Genomic DNA, 18,732 nt, shown 5'->3' on the forward strand with positions numbered 1-18,732 from the left:
TGGCGGCAATCGCAGGGTCGCGGCGCGAGCGTTCGATGAGTTCGGCCATGATGCTGAGCCGTTCCGGCGCCTCGAACAGGGATTCGATGACGTCCTCGATCTCCATGCGCAGCAATTCCAGCCCGGTGCATCCCTCACGCGATCGCCGCATGCCCTGGTCGCGGAACTCCTCCTTCAGACTATGAGCAACCAGCGCCACCAGCGCTTCCTTGCTGGGAACGTGATAATGGAGCGTGGCGATGTTGATCCCGACCCGGGCGGCGATGTCGCGCGTCCGCAGGCCTTCGAGACCCCGTTCGACAATAAGCGCCCGCGCCGCTCGCGCGATGGCAAGCCGGCGTTCATCACCACTTTCCCGTTTCGGACAATCCGCACGCATGGGAGCCTGCATATACCTACTCCAGAAGCTAATCAATCACTTGATTGATATATTGCTGATCTGCGCCTCGGGCAGCTTCCGGCACACCCCACCCATGCTTTCCCACGCCGCCAGATTGACAATTCCGGCCAGGAGGCGTCCTTCACGTCTCACAACGCCGATCGGGACCTGCCATGACCGACTATGTCCGCAAAATCCTGACCTCTTCGGTCTACGAGGTCGCCGAACAGACCCCTCTCGAGAGAATGGAACTGCTCTCGGCCCGGCTTGGCCGCATCATTCTGGCCAAGCGCGAAGATCTGCAGCCAGTCTTTTCCTTCAAGATCCGCGGGGCACATAACCGTATCGTGCACCTCACGGCTGAAGAGCGCGCCCGCGGGGTGATTTGTGCCTCGGCCGGCAACCACGCCCAAGGCGTGGCATTGTCGGCAACGCGACTCGGCATCCGTGCGGTCATTGTCATGCCCACCACCACACCTGCCATCAAGGTCAATGCCGTCAAGCGACTGGGCGGGGAAGTGGTGCTGTTCGGCGAAGGCTTCGATGCGGCCCGCGCCCACGCCGTGGCGTTGGCGGACAAGGATGGCCTGGTGTTCGTGCACCCCTTCGACGACCCGGACGTCATTGCCGGGCAGGGCACGGTGGGGCTCGAAATCATGCGGCAGCATCCCGAGCCGATCGGGGCGATCTACATTCCTGTCGGGGGTGGTGGCCTTGCCGCAGGCATCGCCAGCTTCGTCAAGTTCCTGCGTCCCGAAATTCGCGTCATTGGCGTCGAACCGGACGACGCGGCCAGCATGAAGGCCGCCATCGCGGCGGGAAGGCCGGTGCCACTCGATCAGGTCGGCCTGTTCGCCGATGGCGTTGCCGTGCGCCAGGTGGGTGATGAAACCTTCCGGATCTGCCGGGACCTTCTTGATGATATCGTCACCGTCTCGGCAGACGAAATCTGCGCCGCCATCAAGGACATTTTCGACGACCACCGCGCCATCACCGAGCCGGCAGGCGCCCTGGCGCTGGCCGGATTGCGACGCGACATCGAGGCAGGCAACGCGCCCCCCGAGGGGGCACTGATTGCCATCAACTCCGGCGCCAATGTCAATTTTGATCGCCTGCGCCATGTCGCCGAGCGGGCTGAGATCGGCGAGCGGGCCGAGGCTCTTCTGGCTGTCACCATTCCGGAGCGGCCGGGGAGCTATCGGGCGTTCATCCGACTTGTTGGCAATCGCGCCATCACCGAGTTCAACTACCGCTATCGCGCCGGCGACAAGGCGCGCATCTTCGTTGGCGTGAAGCTATCGCGCGGCGATGCGGAAAAGCGCGAAATCATCGACCTGCTGCAGGCCAATGATCTGTCTGTCACCGACCTGACCGACAATGAGGTCGCCAAGCTTCATGTCCGCCACATGGTGGGTGGCCGGGCCGCGGGCCTTACGGACGAAAAGGTCTTCCGCTTCGAATTTCCCGAGCGGCCGGGCGCATTGCTGCAATTCCTCGAGGGGCTGAACGATGCGTGGAACATTTCGCTGTTCCACTATCGCAATCACGGCTCCGACTATGGGCGGGTGCTGGTGGGCGTACAGGTGCCGCCCGAGACCAGTGACGACTTCTTCGCCCATATCGATGCCGTCGGCTTTCCCTATTGGGATGAAACCGAGAACCCTGCCTATCGGCAATTTCTGCATTCGGACTGAAACCGGGCGTGGCCCGACATTAGTTTGAAATAAACCGCATCTATAGCGGACCGACCTATTTCCGCCATCACACCATTGCATTTGCGTGTGCAAGGGGCACATTGTCGAGCAAGCGCGCGGGGCCAGCTGTGCCACCTGCGCGCAAGTCATTTCGAGGGACACAAACACGATGATCAGAATGATCAAGACCACCGGCCTGATGACCGCCACCGGACTTGCCGCCTTTGCGTTCGCGCAGCCGGCCATGGCGCTGGACGCCCAGACTTTCGTTGACCGCGTCGCGACCGTCTACAAGGCCATGGGCTACGACATGAGCTTTGGTGAAGCAACCGCTTCTGGCGATACCATCACCGTCGATGGCGTGACGGTGACCATGACCGGCATGGACCCGATGGCCCTTGATACTGAGCTGACATTCTCCGGCGTGGTGGAGAATGAGGACGGCAGCTATTTCGCCGACAGCCTGACCGTTCCTGACGTCGATGTGGATTTCGGCGACGAACATGCCGGTCACCTGACCCTTGTCGACATCGTCGCCGAAGATCTCTGGCTCCCGCCGGAGGGCCAGACCAGCGCCGAGGTGCTGGTGCAGGTGGTTGGCCGCATGGCGACCGGGCCGCTGACCGTCACCCGCGATGGCGTCGAGGTCATCAAGATCGACAGCATGGAAGCGACGTCCGAATTCGCCTATGACGCCGACGATGCGCTCGAATCCATCCATTCGACCGTTTCTATTGCCAATATCTGGGCCGATCTCAGCACCGTTGGCGAAGAGGAACCGGAAGCCGGCGCGGTGATCGCCGCCCTTGGTCTGACCAATATCAGCGGCAACGTCACCCAGACCGTGGATTGGACCATGGCCGACGGCCGCATGGCCTTTGAGCAATTCCTGATCGATTTTGCCGATATCGGCGCGCTCCAGTTCACCGCCGACATTTCCGGCTTCACCCTGGAGACGCTCGACAAGCTCTATGCAATGCAGGCGAGCGACCTCGACCCGACCAGCGAAGAGGCCCAGGCCCAGCAGATGATGGCCGGCATGGAGATTGCCCAGAACCTGACGATCTCCGGCATGTCGCTGCGTTATGACGATGCCGGTCTGGCACCCAAGCTGCTCGACATGTTCGCCGCCCAGTCCGGCGCCGATCGCGCCAGCTTCGTGGAAGGCCTCAAGGCCATGGTCCCGGCCATGGTCGCCGAAAGCGGCGTGCCCGCCCTCAATGATGTCGTCGTGCCGCCGGTGACCGACTTCCTCGACAATCCGCAGAGCCTGGAAGTGGCCGTCAAGCCGCCCTCCCCGACCTCTGTGCTGGTGATCGCCGCCGCTGCCGCCAACCCGGCCGGCCTGATCCAGGCCCTGGGACTGACGGTGACGGCCAATACCAAGACCAAGTGATCGTGATGCGGGGCCTTCGGGCCCCGCAGTTTTCCCGCTGATGAAGCCTTCACCCTTTTGTGCCATTATAGGCCAATGACCGCATTAGCCCGCCCCCGCCAGAGCCTCGACCACGTTACCGACTGGGTCTTCGACCTCGACAACACGCTCTATCCACGGGAATGCAATCTGTTCGCGCAGATCGATACGCTCATCACCCATTATGTGATGGAGGTGACCCGGCTCGATTTCGACGCGGCAAGGGCTCTGCAGAAGGACTACTATCGGGACTTCGGCACCACGCTGAACGGTCTGATGCATCGGCATGAGATCGACCCGGACCACTTTCTCTCGACCGTGCACGCCATCGACTATTCGCCCGTCGATCCGCATCCCGATCTGGTCGAGGCCATTGCCGCCCTGCCCGGCCGGAAGTTCATCCTCACCAATGGCGACACCGGCCATGCGCGCGCCGTTCTGAAACGGTTGGGCGGGGACCATTTGTTCGAACATGTACACGACATCCGCGCCATGACCTTCGTGCCCAAGCCGCACCGGCAGGCCTATGATGGGTTTTTCGCCCTGCATGGGATCGACCCGACCCGCGCCATCATGTTCGACGATCTGGAAAAGAACCTGGTCGTGCCGCACGAGCAGGGCATGGCGACCGTTCAGGTGGTAGCGGCCGAAGGCTTTGTCCACGAACAGGTGGAAGCCTGGGAATTGGGCCGCACCACGGAACCGCATGTGCATCACGTCACCGGCGACCTGGCGGGCTTCCTGCGCAACCTGCCCTGAGACAGACACACTGTCCAAAAGGCAATGCAGGCAATCATTTGTCCCTATTCCCGCTGACGCGGGAACTGGCTAGATTGCCCTCATGACCGACCTGCCCGGGCGCCGACCGCCGCCCATTCCCGACAGCAGCCCGACAATCCGCGACCAGCTCGACAATCTCGCGCATCTGGGGCGGCTGATCGCGCAAATCTGGCGCACCAGCAAGGGACTGACCACGGCCAGCCTCGTGCTGCGCCTCTTGGCGGCCCTGCAACCGGTCGCCGTGCTCTATGCCGCCAAGCTGATCGTCGACGAGGTGGTTCGGCTCTCGGCCATCACGCCGCCCGGCCCCGGTATTCTCGACTGGTGGAACGCGGGGCTCCTCAACGCGATTCTCGGTTATCTGCTGCTCGAACTGGCGCTGGTGCTGGCCAATGACATCATCGCCCGCGCGACGGGCCTCGTCGATTCGGTACTGTCCGAACTCCATTCCAACCAGGTCAGCGTCGAGTTGATGCAGCATGCCGCCCGGCTGGATCTGGCCCATTTCGAAAGCGCCGAGTATCAGGATCGGCTGGAGCGCGCGCGCCGCCAGGCCGCCGGACGCAATGCGCTCTTGAGCCAGATCTTCGGGCAGGCACAGGATATCCTGACTGTCATTACCCTGGCGGCGGGCCTCTTCCTCTACGCCCCCTGGCTGATCCTGCTGCTGCCGCTGAGCTTCATCCCCTCGGTCTGGGGCGAGGCGCGATTCAATTCCCTGGCCTATATGCTCAGCCGCTGGCGCACCCCGGAGCGGCGCGAACTCGAATATCTGCGCCATATCGGGGCCAGCGCCGAGACCGCCAAGGAGGTCAAGCTCTTCGGGCTGGGCGACTATCTCGTCACCCGTTTCAAGAAGCTTGCCCAGCAGATTTTCATCGAGAACCGCCGCGTCGCCACGCTGCGCGCCGGCTGGGGCGCGGTCTTTGCCGCCATTGCGAGCCTGGCCTATTACGCCGCCTATGGCTACATCGTCTGGCGCACCATCACCGGCGCCTTCACCCTGGGCGACCTGGCCTTTCTCTCCGGCTCGTTCTTGCGGCTCAATGGTCTGTTCCAGCGCATCCTGCTCGGCTTCACGGCCATTGCCGGGCAATCCATGTATCTGGACGATCTGTTTTCCTTCTTCGAGATTGAGCCGACCGTTCTGCCCCCGGCCAATCCCAAGGTCTTTCCGGCGCCGATCCGAAACGGCATCGTCTTTGACAATGTCGGGTTCAAATATCCCGAGACCGACAATTGGGTGGTGCGCAATCTCTCCTTCACCCTGCCGGCCGGGGAGACCCTGGCGCTGGTGGGCGAGAACGGCGCTGGCAAGACCACCATCGCCAAGCTTTTGACCCGCCTCTACGACCCCAGCGAAGGACGCATCACCATTGATGGCGTCGACCTCAGGGATATGGCGCCCAATGACATTCATGCCCATGTCGGCGTGATCTTCCAGGATTTCATCCGCTACAGCTTCACCGCCCGCGACAATATCGGGGTGGGCCGCATCGAGGCACGCGAGGACCAGATGCGCATCGACACCGCCGCCGAGCAGAGCCTGGCCGACGGGGTCATAGCCAAACTGCCCAAGGGCTATGACCAGCAATTGGGGCGGTTGTTCCGCCAGGGCCGCGACCTCTCGGGCGGTGAATGGCAGAAAGTGGCCATTGCCCGCGCCTATATGCGTGACGCGGAACTCATCATTCTGGACGAGCCCACCGCCGCGCTCGACGCCAAGGCCGAGGCCGACGTTTTTGCCCGCTTCAAGGGGCTGGCGGCCGGCAAGACCGCCGTCATTATCTCCCACCGCTTCTCCACCGTGCGCATGGCCGACCGCATCCTGGTGCTCGACAATGGCGCCATTCTCGAAGCCGGCACGCATGAGCAATTGGTAGCGCTCAAGGGCCGCTATGCGGAACTCTTCGAGCTGCAGGCGGCAGGGTATCGGTAGGGCGGTACGCCCCCTCACCGTCTTGCAACTGTCACAATATATCGATAAATCTCGATATATGGATGATACAGCAATCATAGAGGCTCTCGCCGCCCTCGCCCAGCCGACGCGCCTGGCGGCCTTCCGGCTGGTGGTCGAGCACGAGCCCGACGGCCTGGCGGCCGGCGAAATCGCGCGCCGGCTCGACGTGCCACAAAACACCATGTCGACCCATTTGTCGCAGCTGGCCCGCGCCGGCCTGCTGGTGGCCGACAAGCACGGGCGCACCATCATCTATCGCGCCCAGATCGACCACATGCGTGAGGTGATGGGCTATCTCGTCAATGATTGCTGCGGCGGCCGCCCTGAACTCTGCACGCCGCTGATTGAAGACATCACCCCCTGCTGCGTTCCCGAGGAGGTTCGCCAATGACCGACGACCAGACTGACCGCGTCTACAATGTGCTCTTCCTGTGCACCGGCAATTCTGCCCGCTCCGTTCTGGGCGAGGCGATCATGAACGCTGTTCCCGGCGGCAAGTTCCGCGCCTTTTCGGCCGGCAGCCAGCCAAAGGGTGAGGTCAATCCGCTGACCCTGCATACGCTCAAGGAAATGGGCCTGCCCACCGAGGGCTATCGCTCCAAATCCTGGGATGAATTTGCCACCCCCGACGCGCCCAAGCTCGATTTCGTCTTTACCGTCTGCGACGACGCGGCCGGCGAAACCTGTCCCTTTTGGCCCGGCCAGCCCATGACCGCGCATTGGGGCGTTGCCGATCCGGCCGCCGTCGAGGGCAGCGAATTGGACAAGGTCAATGCCTTCCGCGACGCTGCCAATTATCTGCGCCGCCGCATCGAGGTCTTCACCGCCTTGCCGCTGGCCACCATCGACAAGATGTCGCTCGAGACCAAGCTCAAGGACATCGGCAAGCTCGAAGGCGCCACTGACAAGGCCACCAATGACTGATCGCCTGCGCAAGCTCACCGCCGAGGCTCTCGGCACCGGCATCCTTGTCGCCACCGTGGTCGGATCTGGCATCATGGCGCAGCGCCTGACCGGCGATATCGCCTTGGCGCTCTGGGCCAACACGGCGGCGACTGGCGCCATTCTCGTGGTGCTGATCGGCCTGTTCGGGCCGATCTCCGGAGCCCATTTCAACCCGGCCGTGACCCTGGTCATGGCCCTCAAGCGCCAATTGAGTGCTGCCGATGCCGGGCTCTATGTCGTCGCGCAGATCTGCGGCGCCATGCTGGGCACTCTTCTGGCACACCTGATGTTCGACCTGCCGCTGGTCTCGGCCTATGCCGACCCGCGCAATGGCGCCAGCCAATGGCTGAGCGAGGCCGTCGCCACATTCGGTTTGCTGCTGACCATCCTGGTGTCGCTCAAACACTCTGCCGGGCAGATTGCCCTGCGCGTCGGCCTCTACATCACCGCCGGTTACTGGTTTACCGCTTCGACCTCCTACGCCAATCCCGCCGTCACCATCGGCCGGGCGCTGACCGCAAGCTTTTCTGGTATCGGTCCCGCCGACGTGCCAGGCTTCATCATCGCCCAGATCATCGGTGCGCTTGCGGCCATGGGTCTTGCGGCCTGGCTGTTGCGCTATCCTTCGGAGCATTCAGCATGAGCGTCACCATCTACCACAACCCCGATTGCGGCACATCGCGCAATACCCTGGCCATGATCCGCGGGGTCGGCATTGAACCGAACGTCATCCTCTATCTCGAAAACCCGCCCGATCGCACCCGACTGGTCGACCTGATTAGCCGCGCCGGTCTTTCGGTCCGCGACGCCATCCGCGTCAAGGATACCCCCTATTTCGAGCTGGGCCTCGATAATCAGGACCTTTCCGACGCCGAGTTGATCGAGGCCATGCTGGCCGACCCCATCCTGATCAACCGGCCATTTGTCGAAACCGCCCATGGCGTGCGCCTCTGCCGCCCCTCCGAAGTGGTGCTCGACATCCTGCCTGAGGCACTGGGCATTCCCTTCACCAAGGAAGACGGCGAAGTGGTAATCGACGCCGATGGCAATCGCGTCTGACTGGTCAGCCACGCCGAAGCGCCCTAACTATTGGCGACCAAGCCAATGGGAAACGCCGTGCCCCTGCCAGAAGACCACCATTTGACCGTCATCGCCGAGACCTACCGCCTGCTCGGCGACCCGACGCGGCTCAAGGTGGTTCTCACCTGTCTTGAAGGCCCCATCGCGGTTGGCGACATCGCCAGGGCAACCGGCGCCAGCCAATCCCTGGTCAGCCACCATCTTCGCCTGCTCCGCGCAGCGCGTCTGGTGCGCGGCACGCGTCGCAACAAACAGGTCTTCTACGAGGTCGAAGACCACCACATCGCAAGCATGCTCACCGACATGCTCGCCCACGCCGCAGAAGAGCATGAGCCGGACGAGGACGATATCCGCGGCTGACCGCTAACCCTGCGCCGCCGGAACCTTCAAACCAGAGCGCCGTTGGCGGATAGAAAGCATATTGACATCAACATATATGAATGTATGTTCATATGTACATTAAATTGAGGAATGCGCGTGCCAGAGCATCAGCACAGTCATGACCACGGCGACCACGGACATGACCATGCCGGGCACAACCACGCGCCCAAGGTCAGTTCAGGCAATGAGCGGGCCGTGCTGATCGGCCTGTGCCTCACCGGGGGCTTCATGGTGGCCGAAGTCATCGGCGGCTATCTCTCCGGCTCGCTGGCGCTGATTGCCGATGCGGGGCACATGTTGACCGATACCGTGGCGCTATTTCTGGCCTGGCTGGGGTTTCGTCTCGGACGGCGACCACCCGATGCCCGCCGCAGCTTCGGCTATTCACGCCTGGAGGTGCTGGCCGGGATGATCAATGCACTGGCGCTCTTCGCCCTGGTCGGCTGGATTGGCTATGAGGCCGTCAATCGCTTCCTTGCCCCCGAAGAGGTGCTGGCCGGCCCCATGCTGGTGGTGGCTGTGCTCGGCCTGGTCGTAAACCTGATCGTCTTCCGCATTCTCTCCGGCGCCGATGCCGATCACGTCAATATCAAGGGCGCCCTCCTGCATGTGCTGGGCGATCTGCTCGGCTCGGTCGGCGCCATCGCCGCGGCCATTGTCATCTGGCTGACCGGCTGGATGCCCATCGACCCCATTCTGTCCGTGGTGGTGAGCCTGCTGATCCTCAAAAGCGCCTGGGCCCTGCTGACCCGCACCTTCAACATCCTGATGGAAGGCGCGCCCGATGGCGTGGACATTGACGACCTGCAGGCCGATTTGCGCTCCGCCGTCCCCGGCCTCGGCAAGGTCGGGCATCTCCATGTCTGGTCGCTCTCATCCGGGCAGGCCATGGCAACGCTCGAGATCGCCTTGGCGCCGGGGGCTGATCCCGCTGCCGTCTCCACGGCCGTCAAGCAACGGCTTCAGGAGGAACACGATATTGGCCATGCCACTGTCGAGATCGACTGGAGCGGCAGAGGTGCCCAATGTCCGGCGGCGCAGCCCTAATAGGTTGCCCTTCCGCCCGAGAGGTCGAACACGCTGGCAGTGGTGAAGCTGTTTTCGCGGCTGACCAGCCAGGCCACCATGGACGCCGCTTCCTCGACCTCCAGGAACCGCCCGCGCGGAATGCGGGAAAGCATATAGGTGATGAACTCGTCGCTCAGCGTATCAAGGATACGCGTCTTGGCGGTCGCCGGCGTTATGGCATTGACGGCAATGTCGTAGCTCGCCAGCTCCTTGCCCAGCGACTTGGTCATGCCGATGACCCCGGCCTTGGCCGCCGCATAGGCGGAGGCGGTCGGATTGCCCTCCTTGCCGGCAATCGAGGCGATATTGACGATGCGCCCGTAATTGCGCGCCTTCATGCCCGGCACCACTACGCGGTTCACATAGAAGGTGCCATTGAGGTTGACGTCGATCACGCGCCGCCAGTCTTCCGGATCATAGACGTCCAGCGTCGCATTGGTGCCGGCAATGCCCGCCGAATGCACCAGGATCGACACCGGGCCAAGCTCGGCTTCCGTCGCGGCATGGGCCTGTTCCAGCCCCGCCAGATCGGTGACATCCACGCTTTGCTCGGTTACGCCCTCGCCCAAGATTGTGACCGCCTTGTCGAGCATCTCGGCGTCGCGATCCCACAGGCAGATCCGGGCGCCTGAGGCCAGGAGCCGGCTGGCAATGGCAAGCCCCAATCCCTGGGCCCCGCCGGTGATCACGGCCACCTGTCCCACCAGGTCAATTCTGTTCATCTCTCCCTCCGGGCACGAATTTTGCCGCCGCCAACCCCGCTGCCCGGCCGGTCGCAAAGCAGGCCGTCAGCAAATAGCCGCCGGTCGGCGCCTCCCAATCCAACATTTCGCCTGCAACAAAGACGCCCGGCAAGGCCTTGAGCATGAAATGCTCGTCGACACCGTCCCACGCCACGCCGCCGGCCACCGAAATCGCCTCGGCGATCGGCCGGGGCCGTTGCACCGCCAGCGGCACCGATTTGATCGCCGCTGCCAGCGCCTCCGGCTCCAGGCTCACGACATTTGGCAGGCACTCCCGCAACAGCGCCAGCTTAACGCCATCCAACCCCGCGCCCTTGCGCAGCCGATTGGCGAAGCTGGCCTTTGCCGGTTGCCGGGCCAGGTCCCGTGCCAGTCGTTCCGCAGTGCGGCCCGGCACCAGATCGAGTTCAATCACGGCCTGGCCCGTGGTTTCGAGACTGTCGCGCAGCGCGGCGGCATGGGCATAGACAAGGCTGCCCTCGACACCCCATCGCGTCACGACAAACTCGCCGCTATGGGCGCCCGCGGCGCTGCGCGCCACGACGGATTTGACCGGTTGTCCGGCAAAGCGCTCCACCATCACATCCGACCAGTCCACCTCGAAACCGCAATTGGCGGGTCGGAACGGCGAAACTGGCACGCCGGCATCGACCAGCCATGGCACCCAGGCGGCATCCGAACCCAGTCTCGGCCAGCTGGCGCCACCCAGGGCCAGCACCACGGCGTCGAACCGCTCCACGACGCGTCCTTCGGGCGTATCGAAGACGAGGGACCTGCCTTCAAATCCTTGCCAGCGATGACGCGTCAGAATCGTCACGCCCAGGCCGTCCAGCCGGCCCAGCCAGGCCCGCAGCAAGGGTGAGGCCTTCATCACACTGGGAAACACCCGCCCCGACGAGCCCACAAAGGTTTCAACAGCCAGGCCGGCGCACCACTCCCGCACCGCCGCTGCCGGAAAGACGTCGAGCGCCTGCTGGAGCCGGCCCCGCGACAGACCATAGCGGGCATCAAAAGCAGCCTTGTCCTCGGCATGGGTGATGTTGAGGCCCGACTTACCGGCCATCAGGAGCTTGCGCCCGACGCTGGGCAGGGCCTCATAGACGCTGACGCGAGCGCCCTGCATCGCGGCCATCTCGGCTGCCATCAATCCTGCGGGTCCGCCCCCAATCACTGCAATCCGGTTCACGGATATCCCCACACGGTGCCGCTCGTCGTCAGCACACTGCTAACCAATCGCGCAAGCCATTGCCACGACCCAATTGTTGTTAAGCTTCATCTAATGGCGCCGCACCTATCCTTCCTGCAATTCAGGCGGGGGCCAGAAGCAAATGCGATTGCTGATCGTCGATGACAGCCGGTCCAGTCTTGCGCTGATCGGCAGCATCGTCAAAGAAGCGGTGATGGGCGAGGTTGAGCTATGCCTTAACCCGTTGCAGGCGCTCGAATGGTGCCAGACCCAGCAATATGACCTGATCATCGTCGACCACATCATGCCCGAAATGGATGGGGTGGCCTTCACCGCCGCCCTGCGCTCGCGCCCATCCTACCGCATTGTCCCGGTGGTCATGGTGACCTCCGACCATGACAAATCCGTGCGCATCGAGGCCATCAAGGCGGGGGCCACCGACTTCCTGCACAAACCCTTCGACCCCATCGAGCTGCAGGCCCGCGTCGCCAATCTCCTGGCGCTGCGCCAGGCCCAGGTGGAACTGGCCGATCGTGCCCAATGGCTGACCCGCGAGGTAGAGCGAGCCACCGCCCACCTGCTGGCGCGCGAAGAGGAGATTATCTACCGCCTCGCCCGGGCCATCGAATATCGCGACGGTGATACCGGCGAGCATGTCTCGCGCGTCGCCATGATCAGCCAGTTGATCGGTGAAGGTATCGGCCTGCCGCCCGAGCGCTGCCGCATGATCTATCTGGCGGCTCCCCTGCACGATATCGGCAAGATCGGCATTGCCGATGCCATTTTGTCCAAACCCGGCCGCCTCACCGACGAAGAAATGGCCATCATGCGCGAGCATGTCACCATTGGCGCACGCATTCTGGAACGCGGCGGCTCCGACCTCATCCGGGTCGCCGAACTGATCGCCCAGAGCCACCATGAAAAGTGGGACGGTACTGGCTATCCAGACCGGCTGTCTGGCAACGACATCCCCGTAGAAGCGCGGATCGTCGCCATCGCAGACGTCTTCGACGCCCTGTGCTCGGAACGTCCCTACAAGCCGGCCTGGCCCATCGAAAAGGCCTATGCCGAGATCATCCGCTGCAGCGGCACGCATTTTGATCCGCAATGCGTCGCGGCCTTCCGCACCAAATGGCCCGAGATCAGCGCCATCATGCAGCCGGATGAACCCGTGCAAGCCGTCGGCTTCTAATACTTCGACTCTGCGGTCGACCGCGCGCATAGCCATTGCGGCCCCGCGCCCCCGGCGCAACCAGAGTTCAACCGCCCGCCAACGCCACCGGACAAGTGAATCAATCTCCGCATGTGGCGATTGTCTTGTGAATCGACTCTGAGTCAAACGGCTTCGATTCAAATCGACTCAGCGACGCATTCAGTCGATTCTCAGCGAAAGAGTACATCTGGCTTTGTTAATACGGTTACTTCAGAAAGTAATACTTTGTATCGGTGTTCAAATTTTTCAGAACAGTGAAAACAGTAACCATCGGTTAAGCCAAGCCTGTAAGTATACCTATAAGCCGGATGGGAATACGGCGAGCAGATTGGCAATAGTAATAGCATAGCGGAACCAGCGACGTCCCAATCCACTTCGCCTACCGACTTCCCCCTTAGTCCTTTGCGGTAGAGAGACAGAATGTCATCAACTTCAAGCTTCGTCCGGTCATGGCCATGACCGAAGAACCTATCCACACGCTCGTATTGTCGGGCGACGCAGGCATCAAGTCCGCCCAGGACGTAGCGACGACCCTGCGCGAGGCCATCGAAAACCACGCCCGGATTGCCGTCGACACGCAGACCATGTCGGCAGCCGATGTCACGACCGTACAGACCTTGCTGTCGGCAGCCACGGCGGCCGCCGCTCGGGGTGGACAATTGGCCATGCTTGCCCCTCTGGGCCCGCCGCTGACGGCGGTGCTGGAGCAGGCCGGTTTCCTCGCCCCGGACCAGACGCATGCGAGCTTCTGGGCGCCCATTTCAGAACAGCCAGCAGGACACTGAGCATGACCAAGACCATTCTGACGATCGACGACAGCGCCTCCATCCGCCAGATGGTCGCCATGACCCTGACCGGCGCCGGTCTGGATGTGCTCGAGGCCGGCAACGGCCAGGAAGGCTATGAGGTCGCGACCGCCAATACGGTCCATGCCGTGCTGACCGACCTCAATATGCCCGTGCTCAACGGCATCGAGTTCATCAAGAAATATCGCCAGCACCCCTCTTCCAAGGGCATCCCGATCATTCTTTTGACCACCGAGTCCGACGAGGACCTGAAGCGCCAGGCCAAGGAAGCTGGCGCCACCGGCTGGATCGTCAAGCCCTTCAAGCAGGACCAATTGCTGGCCATCATCAAGAAGGTGACGGGCGCATGAACATATCCGATCCGACCGAAACCTTTCGCCAGGAGGCGCGCGAGCTGCTCGAACAGCTCGAGGCCGGACTGCTCGACCTCGAGCAGGACCCCGCCAATGCCGACCTGATCAACTCCACTTTTCGCGCCCTGCATACCATCAAGGGCTCGGGCGCCATGTTCGGCTTCACCGCGGTGGCCGAATTCGTGCACGAGTTCGAAACCACCTTCGACCAGGTGCGCAAGGGACAGACCGCCGCCAATGCTGCCCTGATCGGCGTGGCCCTGGATGCCAAGGACCATATCCACCGGCTGATCGAGTCTCCTGAGGACGACATCGGCGGCGGCGAAGACATCCTGGCCAATCTGCGCGCCGCCATCGCCGGCGAAGGCAATGCAAGCAAGGCGCCGGCAAAGGGCAAGGCCAAGACCGAAAAGCCCAAGGAGAAACCGGCAGAGGTCAAAACGACAACTGTCTGGCGGCTTGAGTTCTACTTGCCCTCCGACGCGCTCATCTACGGCACCAATCCGGTGCTGCTGCTGGAGGAGCTGGCTGAAATCGGGCCGGTCAAGATAACCGCGCTTACGGGTCGCATTCCCGATCTTGCAACGCTCGACCCCGAGACACCCCATATCGGTTGGCGCGTCGATATCGAAGCCGCCGACCCCACAGCGGCAATTGATGACGTGTTCCTGTTCCTGCGCGACAATATGGAACTGACGCTCACGCGGCTGGATGAGAGCACCGCAGCCCCGGCCGAGCCCGCCACAGATGCGGACGCCGATCCTCAACCCAACGCGGCGGAAGCATCAGCGCCCGCGCCAGTCGAACCCGAGCCCAGCGCCGGCATTCTCGCGGCTCAGTCCCCGACCCCCAAGCCCAAGCCGGCTGCCGGGGCCGACACCGCCGACCGGGCCGCAGCCTCCTCCCTGCGTGTCCCGGCCGAGCGGCTGGACGAGCTGATGGACCGCGTCGGCGAATTGGTGATCGCCCAGGCGCGACTGAGCCAGATTGCCGGTTTGAGTTCGGACACCGCGCTCAAGACTGTCGCCGAGGAACTTGAACGGCTGTCCTCGGGGCTGCGCGATACCACAATGGGCATCCGCATGGTGCCCATCGGCACCCTGTTCAGCCGCTTCCGGCGCCTCGTGCATGATCTGTCCGGCGAACTGGGCAAGCCCATCGAGTTCATTACCTCGGGCGAAGACACCGAGCTGGACAAGACCATGATCGAGCGCCTGGCCGATCCGCTCGTGCATCTCATCCGCAACTCGGTCGACCATGGCCTGGAAAGCGCCGAGAAACGCGTCGCGGCCGGCAAGCCAGCCAAGGGCATCGTGCGCCTCTCCGCCGTCTATTCCGGCGCGGAAGTGGCCATCTCGGTCAGTGACGATGGAGCTGGCCTCAACATCGCTCGCATTCGCGCCAAGGCCGAAGAAAATGGGCTCATAACGCCCGACGCCAAGCTGACAGACCAGGAACTGCATCACCTGATCTTCGCGCCTGGCTTCTCCACCGCCAAGGAAGTGACCTCCCTTTCCGGCCGTGGGGTAGGCATGGACGTGGTCAAGCGAACCATCGACGGGTTGCGTGGCACCATCGATGTAACCAGCAAGCCCGGCGAGGGCTCGACCATGACCCTCCGCCTGCCCCTGACCCTGGCCATCATCGACGGCATGCTCGTGCGGGTTGGCAATGGGCGCTACACCATTCCGCTGGCCGCAGTGGAAGAATGCGTGGAGCTTCCAGAGGGCATTGAGGCCCACGCCAAGGGCCGCAACTTCCTCGATATTCGCGGGGCCCTGGTGCCCTACCTCAGGCTGCGCGAAGTCTTTGGCACCACTGCCGAACCCGAACCGCACCAGAAGGTGGTGATCGTCTCCTCCGGCGAAGGCCGGGTGGGCCTGGTGGTCGACCAGATCATCGGCAACAACCAGACGGTCATCAAGCAGCTATCCAAACTGCATTCGGGCATCAAGTCCTTCTCGGGCGCCACAATCCTGGGTGACGGCTCCGTCGCGCTGATCCTGGACACCGCCCATCTGGTGGCTGCCGGCCAATCCTATGTCGATCGCAACATCACCGGGAGGGCCGCATGAGCGACGCCCAGGATCACCAGCCAGCGTCGATGACGGCGCTGACCATTCGACTCGACGATGAACTCTTCGCCGTAGAGGCGGGACGGGTGCGCGAAATTCTCGACCTCGTTCCCATCACCGAAGTGCCCAATGCGCCCGATTTCGTGGGAGGGCTGATCAATGTGCGCGGCCGCGTCGTGCCCCTGGCCGATCTGCGCGTCATGTTCGGCATGAACCGGCCCGAGCCGGACGAGGACACGCGCATCGTCGTGATGGAAGTCGATATGGATGGCGAGCCCACCATTGCCGGCATCCTCGCCGACAAGGTGCATGATGTCACCGACATCGAAGCAGCCTCCATCGAGGAGGCCCCCAAGGTCGGCATGCGCTGGCGCCCCGAATTCATCAGGGGCATCGGCAAGCGCAATGGCGGCTTCATCATCATTCCCAATATGGAACGCATTTTCGAAACACCGGGCGCAAGAACCGCGCCCGCAGCATCTTCAGAAGAAAGGTCTGCATTGTGAGACTGACTATTAAAACCAAGCTGGCGGCCGTCTTCGGCGTTGTCGTCGCGCTGTCTGCGGGGAGCATGTTCATCGCCCTGCAGAACCTGGGCACGATCAACCACGAGCTCGAGGCCATTGTTGAGGTGCGCTCGGCCAATTTGATCCGCTCGGCCCAGATGCAGACCAGCCTGGAAAGCCTGGGATCGCGCGTGCGTGCCCAGATCATCTCCAAGGACGCGGCGGAAAAGGAAAGCTACGTCGCAAAGCTCCGCGAAGACTATGACGAGATGGTCGAAGGGCATGCCTTCCTTGATGCCAACGCCCAGGATCCTGCGGTCCGCGAGCAACTGCCGGACTTCATCGTCAAGGTGAACGAGCTTTACGCCGCCGTGCTGCGAGGCCAGGAACATACCCTCAAGAACTCCGACGCCACTGCCCTTGCCATCAGCCGCAGCGAAGGCAGCGGTTCGCTCGGCGTGTTCGAGGAAACCATGGCCAATCTGCGCGCTTCCTTGCAGCGCAAGGTCGATGCCGGCGATCTCTCGGCCTTCCCCGCCTACCAGGCGGCAACCGAGATGTTCCTGACCGGTACCGACATGTTCCGCCAGCAGCGCAACGTCCTGCTCGCGGCCTCGCAGGATCGGGAACTGCAGGAAAAGTGGTATGCAGACTATCTGACCGGCGTTGCCGCCAATGCCGAGCGCCTGCCGGAACTGCAGCGCACCATGCCGGTCTCGGACACCTCGCTCTACAACGCGGCCCGCGCCGCTTATGACGACATGGTTGCGGCCATGGACAAGGCCGTCGCCGTGTCGATGGAGAACGGCGACTATTTCGCGCTTCAGGAAATGGGCACGGTCAATACCCTGCGTCGTGAGGCCAATGACATCCTCCAGATGATCATCGACCGCAACGAAGCGATCATGGACGAAGCCAAGGTTCAGGCCGAGGCGCTGTACCAGAATTCGATGATGCTGCTGATCGGCCTGCTCATCGGATCCGCGCTCATTGCGCTGGTTGCTGCCACCTGGATCGTCATGACCATCTCCCGCGCCCTCTCCAGCGCCGTCCGGCTGGCCGACGAAGTGGCCGGTGGCAATCTCTCGGCCACGGCCCAGGTCAAGGGCGACGATGAAGTCACCGACCTCATCAAGACCCTCAACGCCATGACCGCCAAGCTGCGTGAAGTGGTGACCGAAGTGACCGCCGCCACCCGCAATGTCGCCGCTGGCAGCCAGGAAATGTCGGCCACTGCCGAACAGCTGAGCCAAGGCGCCACCGAACAGGCCTCCTCGACCGAAGAAGCCTCCGCCTCGATGGAAGAGATGGCCGCCACCATCAAGCAGTCTGCTGACAATGCCAGCCAGACCGAGAAGATCGCCCGCCAGTCTGCTGCCGACGCGATTGCCTCGGGCGAGGCCGTCAACAACGCCGTCTCGGCCATGCAGACCATCGCCGAAAAGATCATGGTGGTGCAGGAAATCGCCCGCCAGACCGATCTGCTCGCCCTCAACGCTGCAGTGGAAGCCGCCCGGGCTGGCGAACATGGCCGCGGCTTTGCCGTTGTGGCTTCCGAAGTGCGCAAGCTGGCCGAACGCAGCCAGGCTGCCGCCGCCGAGATTTCGACCCTTTCGGGCACCACGGTCAAGGCCGCCCAGTCGGCCGGGGAAATGCTCGGCAAGCTGGTACCCGACATCCAGCGCACCGCCGAACTGGTGGAGGAAATCTCCGCCGGCTCGCGGGAGCAGAATGCCGGTGCCGCCCAGATCAACACCGCCATTCAGCAGCTCGACAAGGTGACCCAGCAGAACACCTCGGCTGCCGAGGAGATGTCGGCCACCTCCGAGGAGCTGGCCAGCCAGGCCGAACAGCTCCAGGCCGCCATCAGCTACTTCCGCATCGATGCCTCGAGCCTCTCCATGCCCGCCAATGAAACGGCCGGCCAGCCGGACCTCAAGTCCCAAATTCTGGCTCGGGCGCCGCATATGGCACCCAAGCCGGGCAAACCCGGCAAGTCCAAGAGCCGGGTCGGCTCAAATGGCGGCTTTGACCTCGATATGGGCGATGCCGGCGACGATCTCGACGAAGACTTCACCCGCCGCGGAGCTGCCTGAGCCCTGCACCGCACCCCACAGCCGGTCGCCATGAAGGCGGCCGGCTTCCCCAA

Annotated in this window: 19 protein-coding genes; 16 read left to right on the plus strand and 3 right to left on the minus strand. The window is 63.1% G+C overall.

Annotated features, from left to right (window positions below):
• The coding region (locus tag QZ564_RS09470; protein ID WP_297108391.1) for a TetR/AcrR family transcriptional regulator at positions 1-391 on the minus strand (391 nt) is incomplete at its 3' end.
• Between the two features lie 161 nt (positions 392-552).
• On the opposite strand from QZ564_RS09470, the gene ilvA reads away from it, so the two are divergent.
• The 10 genes from ilvA to QZ564_RS09520 all read left to right on the plus strand — a co-directional run bounded on the left by ilvA (position 553) and on the right by QZ564_RS09520 (position 9,680).
• A complete protein-coding gene (ilvA, locus tag QZ564_RS09475; protein ID WP_297108394.1) occupies positions 553-2,073 on the plus strand; it encodes a threonine ammonia-lyase, biosynthetic in 1,521 nt (506 codons plus the stop codon).
• Positions 2,074-2,251: 178 nt separating this feature from the next.
• Positions 2,252-3,469, plus strand: coding sequence for a hypothetical protein (locus tag QZ564_RS09480; protein ID WP_297108396.1), 1,218 nt, complete (start codon positions 2,252-2,254; stop codon positions 3,467-3,469).
• 75 nt (positions 3,470-3,544) lie between these two features.
• A complete protein-coding gene (locus QZ564_RS09485) occupies positions 3,545-4,246 on the plus strand; it encodes a pyrimidine 5'-nucleotidase (RefSeq protein WP_297108399.1) in 702 nt (233 codons plus the stop codon).
• An 82-nt stretch (positions 4,247-4,328) separates the two neighbouring features.
• Entirely contained in the window at positions 4,329-6,206 is a 1,878-nt protein-coding gene (locus QZ564_RS09490) for an ABC transporter ATP-binding protein (protein ID WP_297108402.1), read from the plus strand.
• A 58-nt stretch (positions 6,207-6,264) separates the two neighbouring features.
• On the plus strand, positions 6,265-6,618 hold the full coding sequence (locus tag QZ564_RS09495; protein WP_297108406.1) for a metalloregulator ArsR/SmtB family transcription factor: 354 nt from the start codon (positions 6,265-6,267) through the stop codon (positions 6,616-6,618).
• Complete coding sequence (locus QZ564_RS09500; RefSeq protein ID WP_297108409.1) at positions 6,615-7,151, plus strand: arsenate reductase ArsC; 537 nt, start codon at positions 6,615-6,617, stop codon at positions 7,149-7,151. The genes QZ564_RS09495 and QZ564_RS09500 overlap by 4 nt, the downstream gene beginning before the upstream one ends.
• On the plus strand, positions 7,144-7,815 hold the full coding sequence (locus QZ564_RS09505; protein ID WP_297108413.1) for an MIP/aquaporin family protein: 672 nt from the start codon (positions 7,144-7,146) through the stop codon (positions 7,813-7,815). Before QZ564_RS09500 ends, QZ564_RS09505 begins: the two co-directional genes overlap by 8 nt.
• On the plus strand, positions 7,812-8,231 hold the full coding sequence (gene arsC, locus QZ564_RS09510) for an arsenate reductase (glutaredoxin) (RefSeq protein ID WP_297108417.1): 420 nt from the start codon (positions 7,812-7,814) through the stop codon (positions 8,229-8,231). The genes QZ564_RS09505 and arsC overlap by 4 nt, the downstream gene beginning before the upstream one ends.
• Before the next feature lie 57 nt (positions 8,232-8,288).
• On the plus strand, positions 8,289-8,612 hold the full coding sequence (locus QZ564_RS09515; protein ID WP_297108420.1) for a metalloregulator ArsR/SmtB family transcription factor: 324 nt from the start codon (positions 8,289-8,291) through the stop codon (positions 8,610-8,612).
• Between the two features lie 117 nt (positions 8,613-8,729).
• Positions 8,730-9,680, plus strand: coding sequence for a cation diffusion facilitator family transporter (locus QZ564_RS09520; RefSeq protein WP_297108423.1), 951 nt, complete (start codon positions 8,730-8,732; stop codon positions 9,678-9,680).
• Here QZ564_RS09520 and QZ564_RS09525 read toward each other — a convergent pair.
• Complete coding sequence (locus tag QZ564_RS09525; protein WP_297108427.1) at positions 9,677-10,423, minus strand: SDR family NAD(P)-dependent oxidoreductase; 747 nt, start codon at positions 10,421-10,423, stop codon at positions 9,677-9,679. The two genes, QZ564_RS09520 and QZ564_RS09525, sit on opposite strands and share 4 nt — an antisense overlap.
• Positions 10,410-11,636, minus strand: a complete 1,227-nt coding sequence (locus QZ564_RS09530) for a TIGR03862 family flavoprotein (protein ID WP_297108549.1) — start codon at positions 11,634-11,636, stop codon at positions 10,410-10,412. The genes QZ564_RS09525 and QZ564_RS09530 overlap by 14 nt, the downstream gene beginning before the upstream one ends.
• Before the next feature lie 136 nt (positions 11,637-11,772).
• On the opposite strand from QZ564_RS09530, the gene QZ564_RS09535 reads away from it, so the two are divergent.
• The 6 genes from QZ564_RS09535 to QZ564_RS09560 all read left to right on the plus strand — a co-directional run bounded on the left by QZ564_RS09535 (position 11,773) and on the right by QZ564_RS09560 (position 18,679).
• Positions 11,773-12,822 carry an HD domain-containing phosphohydrolase gene (locus QZ564_RS09535; protein ID WP_297108430.1) on the plus strand — a complete coding sequence of 350 codons (1,050 nt, stop codon included), beginning with the start codon at positions 11,773-11,775 and terminating at the stop codon, positions 12,820-12,822.
• Between the two features lie 476 nt (positions 12,823-13,298).
• Entirely contained in the window at positions 13,299-13,628 is a 330-nt protein-coding gene (locus QZ564_RS09540) for an STAS domain-containing protein (RefSeq protein ID WP_297108433.1), read from the plus strand.
• A gap of 2 nt (positions 13,629-13,630) precedes the next feature.
• Positions 13,631-13,999 carry a response regulator gene (locus QZ564_RS09545; RefSeq protein ID WP_297108435.1) on the plus strand — a complete coding sequence of 123 codons (369 nt, stop codon included), beginning with the start codon at positions 13,631-13,633 and terminating at the stop codon, positions 13,997-13,999.
• Positions 13,996-16,077: a chemotaxis protein CheA gene (locus tag QZ564_RS09550; protein WP_297108438.1), complete on the plus strand. Its 2,082-nt coding sequence runs from the start codon at positions 13,996-13,998 to the stop codon at positions 16,075-16,077. The genes QZ564_RS09545 and QZ564_RS09550 overlap by 4 nt, the downstream gene beginning before the upstream one ends.
• Positions 16,074-16,583 carry a chemotaxis protein CheW gene (locus QZ564_RS09555; RefSeq protein ID WP_297108441.1) on the plus strand — a complete coding sequence of 170 codons (510 nt, stop codon included), beginning with the start codon at positions 16,074-16,076 and terminating at the stop codon, positions 16,581-16,583. The genes QZ564_RS09550 and QZ564_RS09555 overlap by 4 nt, the downstream gene beginning before the upstream one ends.
• Positions 16,580-18,679, plus strand: a complete 2,100-nt coding sequence (locus tag QZ564_RS09560; RefSeq protein ID WP_297108445.1) for a methyl-accepting chemotaxis protein — start codon at positions 16,580-16,582, stop codon at positions 18,677-18,679. Before QZ564_RS09555 ends, QZ564_RS09560 begins: the two co-directional genes overlap by 4 nt.
• Positions 18,680-18,732 lie beyond the last annotated feature (53 nt).

The sequence above is a fragment of the uncultured Devosia sp. genome (assembly GCF_913055165.1).
Lineage (GTDB): Bacteria > Pseudomonadota > Alphaproteobacteria > Rhizobiales > Devosiaceae > Devosia.